The sequence below is a fragment of the Magnetovibrio sp. PR-2 genome, from assembly GCF_036689815.1.
Classification (GTDB): Bacteria; Pseudomonadota; Alphaproteobacteria; order Rhodospirillales; family Magnetovibrionaceae; genus Magnetovibrio.
In genome coordinates this window covers 25,163-40,270 of sequence record NZ_JBAHUR010000002.1, presented here as the reverse complement: position 1 = coordinate 40,270, position 15,108 = coordinate 25,163, and the positions used below count along the sequence as shown (strand labels likewise).

At 54.1% G+C, this 15,108-nt stretch carries 17 protein-coding genes; 6 read left to right on the top strand and 11 right to left on the bottom strand.

Annotated features, from left to right (window positions below):
* Positions 1–13: 13 nt before the first annotated feature.
* The 7 genes from V5T82_RS02575 to V5T82_RS02545 form a co-directional block, all read right to left on the bottom strand.
* Positions 14–1,141 carry a DNA polymerase III subunit delta' gene (locus tag V5T82_RS02575; protein ID WP_332894027.1) on the bottom strand — a complete coding sequence of 376 codons (1,128 nt, stop codon included), beginning with the start codon at positions 1,139–1,141 and terminating at the stop codon, positions 14–16.
* Between the two features lies 1 nt (position 1,142).
* On the bottom strand, positions 1,143–1,784 hold the full coding sequence (tmk, locus tag V5T82_RS02570) for a dTMP kinase (protein ID WP_332894026.1): 642 nt from the start codon (positions 1,782–1,784) through the stop codon (positions 1,143–1,145).
* Between the two features lie 29 nt (positions 1,785–1,813).
* Positions 1,814–2,962: a D-alanyl-D-alanine carboxypeptidase family protein gene (locus V5T82_RS02565; protein ID WP_332894025.1), complete on the bottom strand. Its 1,149-nt coding sequence runs from the start codon at positions 2,960–2,962 to the stop codon at positions 1,814–1,816.
* Positions 2,963–3,058: 96 nt separating this feature from the next.
* On the bottom strand, positions 3,059–4,069 hold the full coding sequence (locus tag V5T82_RS02560) for a septal ring lytic transglycosylase RlpA family protein (protein ID WP_332894024.1): 1,011 nt from the start codon (positions 4,067–4,069) through the stop codon (positions 3,059–3,061).
* 67 nt (positions 4,070–4,136) lie between these two features.
* A complete protein-coding gene (locus V5T82_RS02555) occupies positions 4,137–5,333 on the bottom strand; it encodes a lytic murein transglycosylase (protein ID WP_332894023.1) in 1,197 nt (398 codons plus the stop codon).
* 65 nt (positions 5,334–5,398) lie between these two features.
* The gene (locus V5T82_RS02550; protein ID WP_332894022.1) at positions 5,399–6,172 is read right to left on the bottom strand and encodes a YdcF family protein; all 774 of its coding nucleotides are present in this window, start codon (positions 6,170–6,172) and stop codon (positions 5,399–5,401) included.
* Positions 6,173–6,230: 58 nt separating this feature from the next.
* Complete coding sequence (locus V5T82_RS02545) at positions 6,231–6,632, bottom strand: ankyrin repeat domain-containing protein (protein ID WP_332894021.1); 402 nt, start codon at positions 6,630–6,632, stop codon at positions 6,231–6,233.
* Positions 6,633–6,830: 198 nt separating this feature from the next.
* Here V5T82_RS02545 and V5T82_RS02540 point away from each other — a divergent pair, with 198 nt between their 5' ends.
* Positions 6,831–7,571, top strand: a complete 741-nt coding sequence (locus V5T82_RS02540) for a putative metalloprotease CJM1_0395 family protein (RefSeq protein ID WP_332894020.1) — start codon at positions 6,831–6,833, stop codon at positions 7,569–7,571.
* A gap of 9 nt (positions 7,572–7,580) precedes the next feature.
* Here V5T82_RS02540 and V5T82_RS02535 read toward each other — a convergent pair whose 3' ends face one another.
* Entirely contained in the window at positions 7,581–8,726 is a 1,146-nt protein-coding gene (locus tag V5T82_RS02535) for a PP2C family protein-serine/threonine phosphatase (protein WP_332894019.1), read from the bottom strand.
* Positions 8,727–8,945: 219 nt separating this feature from the next.
* Here V5T82_RS02535 and V5T82_RS02530 point away from each other — a divergent pair, with 219 nt between their 5' ends.
* Together V5T82_RS02530 and V5T82_RS02525 are read left to right on the top strand one after the other, a co-directional pair.
* On the top strand, positions 8,946–9,386 hold the full coding sequence (locus V5T82_RS02530) for a bacteriohemerythrin (protein ID WP_332894018.1): 441 nt from the start codon (positions 8,946–8,948) through the stop codon (positions 9,384–9,386).
* A gap of 6 nt (positions 9,387–9,392) precedes the next feature.
* Positions 9,393–9,674 carry a hypothetical protein gene (locus tag V5T82_RS02525; RefSeq protein WP_332894017.1) on the top strand — a complete coding sequence of 94 codons (282 nt, stop codon included), beginning with the start codon at positions 9,393–9,395 and terminating at the stop codon, positions 9,672–9,674.
* Here V5T82_RS02525 and V5T82_RS02520 read toward each other — a convergent pair.
* Positions 9,659–10,912, bottom strand: a complete 1,254-nt coding sequence (locus V5T82_RS02520) for a DUF2336 domain-containing protein (protein ID WP_332894016.1) — start codon at positions 10,910–10,912, stop codon at positions 9,659–9,661. The two genes, V5T82_RS02525 and V5T82_RS02520, sit on opposite strands and share 16 nt — an antisense overlap.
* 9 nt (positions 10,913–10,921) lie before the next feature.
* Positions 10,922–12,676, bottom strand: a complete 1,755-nt coding sequence (locus V5T82_RS02515) for a bifunctional diguanylate cyclase/phosphodiesterase (RefSeq protein WP_332894015.1) — start codon at positions 12,674–12,676, stop codon at positions 10,922–10,924.
* On the opposite strand from V5T82_RS02515, the gene V5T82_RS02510 reads away from it, so the two are divergent.
* The 3 genes from V5T82_RS02510 (at position 12,661) to V5T82_RS02500 (ending at position 14,074) form a co-directional block, all read left to right on the top strand.
* Positions 12,661–13,047: a hypothetical protein gene (locus V5T82_RS02510; protein WP_332894014.1), complete on the top strand. Its 387-nt coding sequence runs from the start codon at positions 12,661–12,663 to the stop codon at positions 13,045–13,047. The genes V5T82_RS02515 and V5T82_RS02510 overlap by 16 nt on opposite strands.
* A 369-nt stretch (positions 13,048–13,416) precedes the next feature.
* A complete protein-coding gene (locus V5T82_RS02505) occupies positions 13,417–13,620 on the top strand; it encodes a hypothetical protein (RefSeq protein ID WP_332894013.1) in 204 nt (67 codons plus the stop codon).
* A 100-nt stretch (positions 13,621–13,720) separates the two neighbouring features.
* The gene (locus V5T82_RS02500; RefSeq protein WP_332894012.1) at positions 13,721–14,074 is read left to right on the top strand and encodes a hypothetical protein; all 354 of its coding nucleotides are present in this window, start codon (positions 13,721–13,723) and stop codon (positions 14,072–14,074) included.
* 185 nt (positions 14,075–14,259) lie between these two features.
* On the opposite strand, the gene V5T82_RS02495 is transcribed toward V5T82_RS02500, so the two are convergent.
* Positions 14,260–14,835: a hypothetical protein gene (locus V5T82_RS02495; protein WP_332894011.1), complete on the bottom strand. Its 576-nt coding sequence runs from the start codon at positions 14,833–14,835 to the stop codon at positions 14,260–14,262.
* Between the last annotated feature and the right edge of the window lie 273 nt (positions 14,836–15,108).

Here is a 15,108-nt window from a genome sequence, read left to right as displayed (position 1 = left end):
GGCTTTTCTATATTTAGCCGCGCCTGAGCGTGTTTTCGAGGCCTAAGAAGGCATCTAGGATAATTTGCTTGCGGTCCAGGTTAAGGCTGTCGGCCCGCGCCACCAGATAGTTGATCTTTTCCCACACGACGAACCAATGATCAAGGGGCGCTTGTGCCGCCAAACCCGCCATGAACAGGGCTTCGTCGTCGTTTTCATTCGATGTCGCGGGCGCTTTTCCGGCAGCGGTTAAGATCATGCGCTCCATCCACCAGCGCAAAAGCCCGGTGACGGTGGCGAACGCGTCTTCCGCCCCTGCGCGCGCGACGCGGTCGGCAAAAGCATGCAACGCTTGGACGTCTAAGTTGGGCAGGGTGTGAAGCAGGTTCAAGAGATCTTGATAAAGCTCTAAGCCCCCCTCTTCCACCAACCCCAAAGCACGTCCGATGGACCCGTCGCTTAACTTGGCTAAGTGGGCCCGGTCTTCGGGCAAAACGTCGGGGGCATAGGTTTTGACCAAATCGGACACCAAATCATTGCTGAGCGGGCGTAATTTCAGGCGACGACAGCGTGACCGGATGGTTGGCAGCAAGCGGCCGGGATTGTGGCTGACCAAGATCAGCATTGCGTTTGCCGGTGGCTCTTCCAAGACTTTCAGCACAGCGTTGGCCGAGTTCGCGTTCATTTCGTCCGCGCTGTCGATGACCACTACGCGGTATCCGCCTTCTGCCGGGGTTAGGCGCAGAAAGCCACCCACTTCGCGCACGCTGTCGACATCAATGACGGTCTTATACTTGCCCTTTTTTTCGTCAAAGCGGCGCTCAATCACCAACATATCCGCGTGACCGCCCGCGACGATCCGCTGAAAGATCGGATCGTCGGCAGGCACATTCAGGCTGGTTGGGTCTTCTGCTGGCAAAGCATCGCCAAACAGGCCGGGGCCTTCATCCTTGCCGCCGTTTTTCAGCACAAAGCGGGCAAACCGATGCGCCAGGGTGGCTTTGCCGATCCCTTTGGGGCCCGTTAACAGCCAGGCATGATGCATGCGGCCCGAATTGAAACTGTCGAGCAGAGTTTGTTCGGCCTCTTCATGGCCGCGAAGTTCCGTGTTTTGGATGGGCAGCGGGGCGCCTTCTGGATCGAATGCATCGTCTTCGAACATGTTATAAATCGATCCTCAACTTGGACATGACAGCGTCATGCACGGCCATTGCGACAGCGCCGATGTCTCCGGTCGCGTCAATGACGGCACAGCGCGCCGGGTCCTTTTTGGCGATTTCCAAGAAACCTTCACGCAGTCGTTCGTGAAAGTCCTTGCCCATGCGTTCATAACGGTCTTCGCCGTCCCCGCGTGCGACGGCGCGTTTCAGGCCTTCGTCCACGGGCATGTCAAAAATCAAGGTCAGGTCCGGTGTCACCTCATCCACGACCAAGCGGTGCAAGCGGCGGATGACTTCCCGGTTCATACCGTAGCCATAACCTTGGTACGCCATGGTCGAGTCCGCAAAACGGTCGCACAGAACCCATGTCCCGTCGGCCAAAGTGGGCAAAATGACCTTTTCCAGGTGCTCGTGGCGCGCAGCATAATTCAACAGGGCTTCGGTCAAAGGTTCCCAGTCGGCATCGCCTTTGACCAGCAATTCGCGAATGGCTTCACCGCCGGGCGACCCGCCGGGTTCGCGCGTGCAAATGACCGTACGGCCTGCGTTTTCGAGGGCATCCTGCAACAGGCGAATTTGGGTGGATTTTCCGGCCCCCTCGCCCCCTTCCAGGGTGATAAAGCGCCCTTTTTGCGCAGCCGACATGCTGTGCGCCCCCTTAAAAGCTCACGGGTTTAGTGGGAGCTTCCCCACAAGATGTAATCCAAAGCCGCGCCTAAGCGCCCCATCACACCCAAACGACCGACACCTTCGCCTGCCAAAAGGGGGATTTCAATAGTCTCGGTCTCTGGTGCGGTGATGGTCAACACGCCCAGCTGTTGGCCTTGTTGGACCGGTGCAGGCACAGGGCCTTCAAACTTGGCAGAGACCTTCATTTTGCGCCGCGCCTTTTTGGGCAGTGTGAGCGTCAGGTCTTCTTTGATCACCAGCGGGACCGAGCCCTTTTGCCCCAGCCAGACATTGGCGTCGGTGACCATATCGCCCGCGCGGAACAATTCGTAGTTGCCAAATTCGCGAAAGCCCCATTCCAACAAACGTTCGGATTCAGACGAGCGCATTTTTTTTGAAGCCAAACCATTGACCACCAATACAAGGCGGCGGCCTTTGCGCTCTGCCGACGCCGTTAAGCCGTATCCGCTTTCTTCGGTGTGCCCGGTTTTCAAACCGTCCGCCCCCATTTCCTTGTAGATCAAGGGATTGCGGTTGTTTTGCTTGATGCCGTTATAGACAAAGCTGGTTTCGGAATAGTAGTGGTAAAACTCCGGGAATTGTTCGACTGTGATCTTGGCGAGTTTTGCCAAATCGCGCGAAGAGACCCGATGTTCGGGGTTCGGCCACCCGGTGGAGTTCTTAAATGTGGACTCCATCATGCCCAGTTCGCGGGCTTTATCGGTCATTTCCTGGGCAAAGGCTTCTTCGCTGCCGCCCAAGGCCTCGGCCACGACGATGCAAGCATCGTTACCCGATTGCACAATGATGCCGCGGATCAGGTCCTCAACGCGCACACGCATGCTGGGTTCCAAAAACATGGTGGACCCACCGGTCTTCGCCCCACCTTTGCGCCAAGCGTTCTCCGAGACATAGAATTTATCATCCAGTGACAAGCGCCCGTCTTGCAGGCGTTCGAACACCATATAGAGCGTCATGAGCTTGCTCATGGACGCAGGTGCCATGGGCACGCTGCCTTGCTTGTCCATTAACACCGCATCCGTTGTGGTGTCGACCAGATAGACATGGCTGGCCGGAGTGTCGATGGCGAAGGCGTTCGTGCTCACAAACAGGGCAAAAACGGCGGAAATGGTCGAGAAATGCGTAAATTTCATCAATAGACAGGTCTGTCACTAGGGTTGGAATCGGTTCAACTTTACGCCCCTGGGAACGTGGGCGCTACCCCTGAAAACTCAGGGAAAAATGTGGCTCTAGTTGGGCACTGGTAAATCTACGATGGTGCGGGCATTGGCATAGCCGGCTTGAACCACGCGTTGATGAATGACATCGGCGCGGGCCCGGTCGGCAATGGGGCCCAAACGCACGCGATAAAGCTCCCGCCCGCTCACTTGAATGGGCGTTACGCTGACGTGGCCAATGGATTTTAAGCTATTCTTTACTTTTTGTGCATTTTCGATATTTGAGAACGCGCCCGCTTGGATGTACAAACCCGGCTGGGGCGCAATCGCTATGGCTGGTGCGGCTTTCGTGGTGACAGGCGCGTCATAAATGGGCTGCGAAATAACCGGAGCATTGCTTGCTGTGGAAGGTGAGCTCCCCGGCTTTACGTGTAATTTTGAGCTCGCTTTGACGTCCGTCGGTGCCGGCAAGGCCTGAGATGCGACGGGTTTGGAGCTGACTTGTTGCACGTCGACTTTGATCGGGGAATCGTCGAGCGCCAATTGCTGTCCACCAGCAATGGCGCGTTCTTTCGCAACTTTGCTTTCGCGCGCCATGATTTGAACACGCACGCGGGCGGTCCCTTTTTTGATGACGCCCAACAGTTCCGCCGAACGGCGCGATAAATCGATGATGCGGTCATCCACAAAGGGGCCGCGGTCATTGATGCGAATGACCAAAGAGCGGCCGTTTTCCAGGTTGGTGACCCGGACAAAGGACGGCAACGGCAGTGTCTTGTGCGCCGCTGAGACGGCCCATTGGTCAAAGACCTCACCGTTTGCGGTCGGTTTGCCGTCAAAATTGGGGCCGTACCACGAAGCTATACCGGTGCGGTCATAGCTCATGTCTTCTTCGGGATAGTACCAATGGCCCATGACTTTGTAGGGCTTGCCGACTTTATAGTTGCCTTTGGATTGGGCCGTTTTGTCCAAGCGCTTGGCGGTGTGCATCAAAAAACGGGTTTCGGAACACGCGGCCAAAAACAGCGCAGACACGCTCAATACGGCGGCGATTTTCAATATGCGCTTGGGGTTTGTGGTCATGGCTTGCTCAGCTGATGTTTATTTATCGTTTTTTATGACACAAGAGTGCTTACTCAACGGTAAAGACTCAAAGCCCTTTTTTCACTTCTGCGAACAACTCCAACGAAGGATACCCATCCGGGATCAGCCCTTTGGCGCGTTGGAATTTGCGGATGGCTTCGCGGCTCATAGGCCCCACCACGCCGTCCACCCCGCCGGTATCGAAGCCCATGGCGGTTAAGCGGCGTTGCAACTCTTGCCCTTCGGTGTGCGTGAGGCCGCGTTCAGCCTTGGGCCCCAGCGTGGTAAATGCGGGCAGTCCCACCATACGGTCCGCCAATTGCCCAATGGCCAGCGCATAAAAGATCGAGTGGTTCCAGCGCATGATGGTGCGGAAATTGCCGTAGACCAAAAACGCCGGGCCGCTGGCCCCTGCGGGGGCGACGACGGAGGCTTTCATCTCAACGTTCGGCAAACTCGCACCGCCGATGCGGCGCACGCCAAGCTTTTGCCAGTCTTTCAGCGTTTTTTTGACCTTGATGGAGGCCAAATTAAAGTCGAAGTCTTTGGGCAATTTGACTTCGCGGCCCCAAATCTCATCGCCTTTCCAGCCTACAGAGGTCAGGAATTTGGCGGCAGAGGCATAAGCGTCTTTTTTGTTGGCCCAAATGTCTTTCTTGCCATCGCCGTCATAGTCGGTGGCATAAGCGTCGAAGGTGGTGGGAATGAACTGAAAATGCCCCATGGCGCCCGCCCAAGAGCCCTTCATGCGCTCCACGGAAATGTGGCCCTGGTCGATGATTTTCAGGGCGGTCAAAAGCTGTTCGCGAAAGAATTTAGACCGACGTCCGTCATGCGCCAAGGTCGCCAAGGCGGCAACGGTTGGGAAGTAACCTTCCGCCAAACGCCCAAAATCCGTTTCCAGGCCCCAAAACGCCACCAAAAAGCGCGGCTGAATACCATACTTTTCACCGATTTGGGTCAAAAGTTTGTTGTTTTGGGCAAGTTTCTTTTTGGCGTTGTCGATGCGGACCTGGTTGACCAACTTGCCCATGTATTTGCGGAAAGTCCACGTGAACTCCGGCTGGCGGCGGTCAAGCTCGATCACACGCGGGATTGGCTCTAAGTCCGTGAGCGCTGCGTCCAAGGTCTGTGCAGAAATTCCCTTTTTCGCGGCTTCAACACGTAAATCGTTGAGCCACTGGCTAAAGCCTTGTTCCTCTGCCCAAGCGGGTGAGGACAAGCTGAAAGCGGTCAGGCAAAAGGCGAAGATTAAAGTGCGCATTTCAGCCCCTCAGTTGCGAATCATTCCATAATCACTTGTGCCACAGCACGGGATTGAGGGAAAGCTTAGCCTTTGGGCTGCTGTGCGGGGGATGGAAAAAGCTCTTCGGTTTTGCCACGCCAATAGGCATACACAAGCCCTCCAATTTCGTAGAGTGCTGCGCCTGTACTGTGCAGATCCCCCGGCCAGTTGGGCCACCAGTCTTTGGGGGTTCCAGGCAGAGTTTTGTAATCCACGGGGTAAGCGATAATGTTCCACCCGGCTTTGCGAAACAGCCCCACGGCACGCGGCATGTGCGACGCAGAGGTCACCAACACCCAGGGGTCATTGCCGGGTTTAAGATGATGATAACCCAATTTTGCACCTTCTTCGGTGTTGCGCGATTTGAGATCGAACCAGATGTTTTGCGTATTCATGCCGATTTGTTTCAAAAACATATGCGAGACTTCAGCTTCGGTCGGTTTGCGGTCGAAGACACGGCCTTGGCCACCGATAAAGGCCAGTTTGGCCTCGGGATACAGGCGTGACAGAGTGTAAAATTCCGTCAGGCGCTCAACGTTGCCACCTAAGGAGACTTGGCCGCGTTCACGGGTCATGACCGTGTTTACCGATCCCCCTAACACCAATATCCCCGCAATGGGCTGTTCAAACTGCGTCACGCGGGGGAACCGCTCTTCGAGTTGGTTCAGCGCCCACTGTCCCGTGGGGAGTATGGCGAAGACCACATAACACACCACAACAAGTCCAATCAGTCGCCGACCGGCATCGGCTGCGCTGCGGGTCAATTGCAAGGCCAAACCGACGCTCAACCCTGTGATGAACAAGGTGTACGGGTTCATCAAAAAGCCTAAGAGCTTTGCGAAGAGAAACGATAATGTTGCGCCGTCCAAGGGGACCTCAGTTCGTGGCGCCTGCCGTTTGCAGCCGCGCGATCATGGATTGATAGAGATCGCGATATTGCTCCAACCCCTTTTGATGGTCAACCGAGCGGAACTTTCTTTTTGTGTGCTGCAAAAGAGAATTGCCCCACTCCGTTTTCACATTGGTTTTGGCCCCGGCGTCCAAAAGCACTTTGAACGAGTCCATGGACGCGCCATTGACCGCTGTAACAATGGCGGTGTGGCCCAATACATCTTTGCATTCAACGTCCACCCCAGCGTGGATCAAGTCTTGGATTTCGCCAGGCTCATCCAAAAAAGCGGCTTCATGCAACAGCGTACAGCCTTCGTTCCCGGCCCAAGCGGGCACTGTAACCATCGAAGTGCTGAGCGCGAATAAGAATGCGGTTGTCTTGATCATGGCAGGCTCCCGTGAATGCAATGCAAGGCAATACGTGGGGGAGCCAGCATGGAAATTCAACGTATTTCAGTGCATTAGGGAAAGACCTAGAAAATTGCTCAGTTTTTCTGTATCTTATTGGTATCCGTCACAAGAATGTGACGCACGGCGGAAGAAATCCACCAAATGTGCGCAAGCGCAACAGATTTGGAGGCTTTCATGTTAGACGCCCCAATCCGCGCAGGTTTGGGATCAACGGACTTTGGGCTTAAGGGGCCGGAGCGTCCTTCTCCTTCCCAGCCCCCCACTCCGGTTTCGGTGAACGCAACACCTTCGGGAACGGTTGCCGCCCAAGGGCTGAGTTATGCCTCATACGTTGTTGCTCCCGACACCTTGGTACAAGCCCAAGAAGCCCGTGCCAGCCAGTCCGTGCGCCGTGACGACACGTCCACAACCAACGTCGGCGGGCGGGAACTTACAGATGAACAATTGCAGCAGCTGCAAGAGCTGAAAAAGACGGATCGTGAAGTCCGCGCCCACGAACGCGCCCACAGATCTGCAGGCGGGACCCTGACCGGCCCGGCGCAATATGAATACGTGCGCGGCCCCGATGGGCAGCAGTATGCGGTGAACGGTGAAGTTTCCATCGATGTCAGCCGTGGGAATTCGGCGTCAGCGACGGTGGAAAAAATGGAAGCCGTCATTCGCGCCGCTCTCGCCCCCTCCAACCCGTCGGCACAGGACATCGCAGTCGCGGCGCAAGCCCGCCAAATCTTGAATGAAGTGTCGCAAGAGGCGCAAGCTGAACGCCGGGGTGAACAAACAGGCGAGCAAACAGGTGAGCAAGGCAGTGAACAGATTGGCGGACAGACCCAAGTCGCAGTCAATGCATATGAATTCGTTCAGCAGCAACAAGAAGATGCTTCAGAGCTGCTGCAAAACTTGAGCGTTGTGGCTTAAGGACTTGTCCTAAAACCTTTTAATGACAAAACTGGTGATGTCATCTGACTGTTCCGCTCCGGCAGTATGGCCGCTAACGAAGCCGAACACATTATCCGTTAACGCATGTGCGGAGAGCGAACGATTTTCCAACAAACAATCGATTAAGCGTTCTTCACTGAATTGTTCACGGTTTTCGTCGAACGCTTCGGTGAGGCCGTCGGTGTAGATGAACAGCGCATCCCCTTTGTCGAACTGAATGACATCGTCTTGATAAGGGACTTCGTGCTCGAAGCCTAAAACCACCCCGCCCCCGGTATCGATGGCTTTGACCTCACCGTGCTCGCGCACCAGATACGGCGGGCAATGGCCCCCGTTTGCGAAGTTTAGCGTCCAGTTTACGGGGTCCAAAATGCCATAAAAAGCCGTAACGAACATACCTGGGATGTCGTGTTCGATAAGCAAGCGATTGACTTCGTCTAAGCATTCGGCCGGTTTGTCCGCGGTGGGGGCTGCGGCCCTGAACAGCGTGCGGACCACAGCCATGTAGAACGCGGCCGGCACGCCCTTACCCGAAACATCGGCCACAACAATGGCGATTTTGCCGTTGTCGAGGTCGAAGAAATCGTAAAAGTCCCCGCCCATTTCCCGCGCAGGCGTGGTTTGTGCGAACACTTGTAAGTCATCCGATGCAGGGAAGCTGTCCGGCAAGATGCGTTTTTGGATGTTGCCGGCCAAATCCATTTCACGGCGTATAGCGGCCAGTTGAGCCTCGGTCTTCCAGGCTTTGCGGCGGACTTCGCAATCGGCGTAGACTTTGCCCAGGGTTGCCGTCAAATCGTCCATGGCGACGGGCTTGGTCAAAAAATCCACAGCCCCCTGGTTCATGGCTTCACGAATGGCGGACAAGTCCCGCGTGCCCGTCAGCGCGATGCGCGGCACCCGCAGGCGTTTGTCTTGTAACTTGCGAAAGATACCCAGCCCACCGATGTGGTCGTTATCAATGGTCACTGCAGCTATGTCGATGTCGTCCAAGTCATGCATGATGCTCAAGGCTTCGTCGTGGCTATGGGCAAAGACAAATTCGTTCTTATCCTCTCCCCCGATGCCGTCAAAGTGCGCACGAATGGCGGTTTCAAACTCTAAATCGTCGTCGATGATTAATGTCTTCGGCATTGAAAAATGCGAATCCTTTTCACAAGTAGCACCGGATTTTCCGGCGTTATCAATACATAGCATTAATACAATTGCGCCAAAAACCCTTATTCATGACAGGGATATGAAAATCAGTTGAACTTTGCATTCGAACATGGCTCAATCCAGTCCACTTGAATGCCCGCGTGAGAGATGGGGCGCTCGCATATGGGTTAGATAACAAGACTGGGTGGGAACAACATGGTTGACCAAATCGTTTGGACGGAAGATATGAGCGTTGGCTGCAAGCAGCTCGACGATGATCATAAAATCCTTGTCCAAGCCCTGAATGATTTTATTGAAGCTGTCGAAAATGACGAAGGCGTCTTTGTCACCGATGGTATTTTTTCCGTGTTGTTGGACTATTCCAATTTCCACTTCGCCCGTGAAGAAGCGATTATGGAAGCCTGTGGTTACGCCGATTTGGACAACCACAAACAAACCCACAATAGCCTCAAAGAGCAATTGTTGGACGCTCGGCGTCGCTACATGCTCAACCCGTCGCCTGACTTAGAAGACGAAATCCGTGATTTCCTGCTCAGCTGGTTGCAATCGCACATTTTGGTCAGCGACATGGATTACAAATCTGCAATTGCAGCCTCCGGCGCGGACATCGATGCCGTCCTCAAAGACGTCGCTTAAAGAGACATGGGCCAAGTCGTCAAATTTTTCGGCTGGATTCTCTTAGGCGTGGGCACGGCCCTGGTCGTTTTTGGCCACATCAGCATCATTTTTGTGCACGGCTGGGGCTATCTGGTCAAGCAAGTTAGCTCGGCACCGGGAGAAACGGCGCTGTGGTTGGTGGCTTTGGTGCCGGGGGTGTTGCTCTATAACCTTGGCCGGTTAATCGACTATTTAGGCCGTAAATCCGACGAAAAGTGGGAAGCCAAGAAACGGGCTGCGGCAAAAGGCGATCAGTCGGATTCTTGAAAGAATTCCAACTGCCACTGCATTTCGTCTTCCGTAAACGGATAATCGCCATCCACACTGCCCTGCACTTCGCGCGGTGGCAATTTCGCCACGCGTTTTTGAATGACCACGGCGGTTTGCATCTGCAGCTCAGCTTTCCAGCACACCGCGACGATGCCCTTGACGCTGCCGATGTCGATAATGCGTTGCAAAATCCCCATGCGCAGCCCCGATTTGAGATGCAAGGCCGTCATAACAAATGGCACGTCGCCAGTTTGAGCATTTTCGCGAATGGTTTTGTCGTCCAGTTTGCCCTGCTTGAACAGCTGCTTCGCGCGCTCACCCGGGGGGCCGCCTTCGTCACGTGCGCGGGTCCGTTCTGCGGCCTCCATACGACGCGAGAATTCTTCACGCACAGCGTCGGCTGCGTCTTCGCCCAGGTCGGTGCGCGCCGCCATGCTGCCAAGCAAGGAATCAGCGACAAATTCAGCTAAGCGCAGCACAGCACCCCGTGATAATTTTGGCCGCCCAACCAGGGGTTTGTGCCACGGTTCGATGTCGCGTGCGCGATCGATAATACGGTCCAAGGTATCTTCACGAATTTGTGCGGAGTTGTTGCCCAACATCAAACCGATGGCGTCGATGTCATCAGTCATATAAATCGCGTCGGAAAGGTCTTCGCTGATGTCCTTGCGTTTGGAAATGATGCTCAACGCACCCATGACCGGGCCGGACGTGATGATTTCAATCAAATCCTGATCGGTCAGAACCGGAGAAAACTCCAACACCGGAGCGCAAACAACCAGTTCAACATCTCTGGCCAAGCGTTTGATGACGTTAGGCGGCGCATCGGCAATGTCTTTGAGTGTTTCGGACAAGATCCGGCGCACGCGTGTGACTTGGTCTTTCGCCAAGCGTTCGAGCACCTGGTGGGTGAACTCTTCAACCTTGTCGATTTCGGCCGCATTCAGGCCGGGGATCAGCATCCCGATCTTTTCCGCCAAATTGAACCGCACGCCGTCGTCGTCATCGTTGGACAATAACAAATCGGCTTGGCGCGGTGTGTGCGGATTTTTGGCAATGGCACGCCGGACTTCGGGGGATGGGTCCTCTGCCAAGAAATAGAGAATTTCCGGCATCAAGTCCTCGCGCTTGGCGAGTTTGAGACGGACCTTTACGTCTTCATCACGGGCCAAATGTTTGGCTTCGTCGTAATCCAAGGGCTTGCCGCGAAACTTGTTCATCAAATTTTTGAACATGGCTTAGCGTTAACCTTCTAATGCTTGAAATGGGGAGGCCAAACAGGAATCACCTTTGGCGTTCTGCTTGACTTCATACATGGCCGCGTCGGCGCGGGCCAAGAGACTTTCCAAGCTTTCCCCCGATTGTGGGCGATAAACGGCGATGCCAATGGAAATGCCGAGCGGCTTATCCTCAGCACCGGACAACGGGCGCAGACGTTCAGACAGCTTCAACAGTTGGTGAGAACGCGACGTCGCGGTGTCTTCGTTCATCCCGTCGAGCCACAGAGCAAACTCATCCCCGCCCAAACGTGCAACCACGTCGCCGGGACGCACGAAGTCATAAAGCAAATCACGCAAGGCAATGATTGCCTCGTCCCCTTTTTGGTGGCCGTGGACATCGTTGACCAGCTTGAAATTATCCATATCGACATAGAATAAAGCGCCACAGGTGTCGTCGTGTTCCAAGCGTTTGAAGTGACGCGGCAGCTCTTCGTCGTAAAAGGCCCGGCGGTTCAATAGCCCCGTCATCGCATCCGTGCGCGACAATCTCAGAATGCTTTCGTGATTTTCGATCTGTTCAATGGCGATGCCCAATTGGTTGGAAATGTCGTTGACCAACAAGCGGTCGTCATCCACCCAAGTGCCGCGCTTCCACAAGCAAATCACACCGTTGATGGTGCCGGCATGTAGACACGGGGCCACGATGAGGTTCCAGCCTTCCAGCTCGATTTCGCGCAACCAGGGTTTGTCGGTGTCAAACAGCAAAACATCGTCGCCGAACTGGCCTGGTCCACCCGCACCGAATTCTGCGGCGGTCTCGTAGTCTATATGAGGGCTGCTGCCTGTTTCACTATGGGACTTGATGCGCAAAATACGGCAACCGCTGGCGCCCATGGCGCGCGCGGTGGCGGCTGCTGCGGCACCCAACATATCGGTTGGATTGATTTCGTCGCGGATGGTGTTGACGATGTAGCCCAAGACCTGTTCGCGCTGATGGGCTTGAGCCAAGGCTGTGGCCCGCTCGCGTTCCGCGGTGACGTCACGGCACACCCCCCGCACGCCCATGGACGAGCCGTCATCGTCATGGAAAGGAATAGCGGACACGACAACGCAGGCCATGCCACCATCGGCCCGGTTCATCCAAATCTCAATATCTTCCACGCGCCTGTCGGTTAAAAATGGGATTGGATCGTATTCGTCCGCGCCGACGATGAATTCATCAGGAGCGCGCCCGATCATTTCTTCCGGTGTGTAGCCAAGCGCCCCGGTGCGCGAGACAAAATCGAAACTGCCATCGGTGCCGACTTCCCAGCAAAAATCACTTGAGACTTCAACCAAGTCCTTAAAGCGCTGGCGTGATTCAATCAACGCGTCCCGCAAATTACTATCCAAGGTCTGGTCGTGGAACAGATAAAGCATCTGATCGCCCATGATATGCGGGATCATGTGGAGCTGATAAATCACCTGGCCCGAAGACGTTGGGAGCGAAATATTGGTACTGGTGAGTTGTCCGGTTTGTATGCAGGTTGCGGTCAAGGTCGCAAGTTTGTCATCCAGTCCATTCAAGAACAATTCCGAAATCCGTGTGGCATGACGATTGGCGACGGAAGTTCCGGTTACCAAGTTCAGCAAAACGGCAGGTTCGGCATACCCGGCAACCAGGACGGCTTCGGGTGTGCCAAGCGGGCTTTGCAAGGCTTGTTGCTCTTCATGATCTGAGCCACGATCGGGGCCAAGTTCAGGCTCGGTCGTTGGATTTGCAGGTGCAGGTCGCGTCATGGCACCACTTTAGCCGCATTCGGGTGGTCAATTCCAGTCACGAAAACACCAAAATGCGTATTTTAAGTGATGGTTATGGCCTGTTTTCAAGAAGATGGCTCCGCGCTGCAGTTCAGGTTCGCATCAAACTTAAAGTGGCGGGTGTACCAGCTGGGTTCAACCCAAAGGGCGAGCGGACGCCCCTGCCCCAAACCGGCCTTTACGGACAAGGATATTTTCTGGCGCGCTTTCAGGCGGACACGTCGCTGGCCAATGGGGGATTGATCATCCGCAAAGTACAATTTCACCAAGGCGCTACGGGGCCATTTTTTGCCCTTATTGAGCAGGAAAAACGTCGGAATTCCGTCCTTGCAAAATCCCTGAACGGTTAAGCGCATGGGCGCAGCGGGGACCGCGGCGATTTCAGTTTGCGCCAATTTTTGAGAAGACGCTTGCAGCGTGGTGGAATGGCCAACCAAGCCCAAGAAAACTGCGGTCAAAAGCACCAATTTATATTGCATCGTCGACGTCCTGTCTTGTGCATCGCCCATCTTCTGACAGGCGGTTGTTTCGATGATTCATCATCTGGCACAATTACTTATAAAGATTGGCCGTTAAAAAAACGTAAGGAATGGAACTGCTTGTGACGCTCTGTTGAAAAAATGCAAAAAAGTGGCCCAATCCCCCGGAACTCTGCGCTTGAAAGCCTCCAAAAAGATAAGTATGTCTAAAAATAGGGTTGGAAAATAAGAGGTGTACAAATGGCCCTGAGCACAGGCATTAAATTCAAAACATCAACGCCGATCTCGAAGATTGAAGATTGGTTGGACCAAAACTGCAACGGAGAATGGGACGTCGAAATCGAAGCCATTTCGACGGAGTTGCATCAAAAGGCCGTCGCTGTTTATTTCGAAACGGATATGGACCGCGACGCCTTCAAGGCAGCGTACAATTCCATCAAATAAAATAGGTCTTCAGTGATCAATACCTTCACTGTATGCCCGGTGGTAACCCCGCCGGGCCATTTTTTTGTGCAGCGGCGCACAATGTGCTAAAGTGTATCTTATGAATACGATTGATGCCCAAAACGCCCAGCCGAATTCGGTTCGTGATGCGTTTAATATGTCTTCCGGTCGTGAGCAGGTCTCAGCCACGGGGAAAGACACGGGTCAAAATGCGTCCAAGTCCAACGCAGATAGTACGGGTCCAGATCGCACGGTTAACGACACCGTCAGCCTATCTGGGGATGCGCAAAAGATTGTGAATTTGAACCGGGGACAGTCCTTGGCCGAAGATCTCCGCACCGCACCTGTTGACGCGGAATTTGCCAAAAGTCTGGAAACAGCCACAAGCGACGTGTTCCGTATCTCAGAGCTGTTCAATAAAACCGTTCGCGCAGCATTCTCTTTGTGGCGCTAAAGCACTCAGCCTTTAGACTTAAAGCGTGAAAGCGATTGCTGTCGCCAACGTTGCGGCGGCAACAGTGCTGAACATCAAATTGCGACGTAAAGATAACGAGCGTGCGCGGGCGCGCCCCATACAGGGGTACATCATTGTAGGTGAACTCCTCTTTCAGACGCAAAAAGCATCAACCACTGATTCCCTTACTCCAACAGATCTGTTGTCGTGTTTAAGTGTAGATTGTTTCTTATTTCACCGTCATCAAGTGTAATAAGACCCCAAACGTTTCCACCGTGAACACTTATTTGTCCCAACTGGTCCCGGGTAAACCAGATGACGGTTGAGGCAATGTACCACTCCCCTGCCGGTAAGTTTTCAAAGCGAAAACGGCCTTTTTCATCCGGTTGGACGACCCGTCGAAATTGAAAATATCCAGGATGTTTTGCAACGTCGGAGTACGTGTTGAAAAAACCGGGTTGACGAGAGGTCGAGACGATTTCGTCAGTGTAGGCATTGCGCGCGATCAAAATGACCGGCTTTTCACCCGGATACTGAACGAACCCGCCTTGCGCGACCAAGCTGGCCTGACCGGCAATCACCCCAGTTCCTTTGGCCTTTGACCAGACGAAGGCATCTTCCGAAAATTCAGTCTTCAGCTGGTAAAGAGGCTTTGGGGCCTGGATCTGAGCCTGAGCCTCGCCAAAGCACAAAAGCACGGCAAATGATAAAATCCCCCAAATTACACGCATCGCTTTTCCCCGTATCAAAGCTTTTGGCAATCATAATGGCTTGGATTCTAAAGTCAAAGTGATGGCGAAATGATCATTGCCCCAACCGCCGAACTTGGCTTCGTTCACCAAACCCTCGTCTCCAAAAGAAAAGAGCCCCGGTTGGGGCTCTTTTCTTTTGGCGGAGAGGGTGTCCGAAATGGTGGAGATGCCCGAATACATTAACCGATTGTTTTTACTGTAAAAATAGATGTTTTAGTGTGTGGTACATATGCTGTACCTATACTTTGACCTATACGTGCTACATGTCCTCTTGCCAGCGAA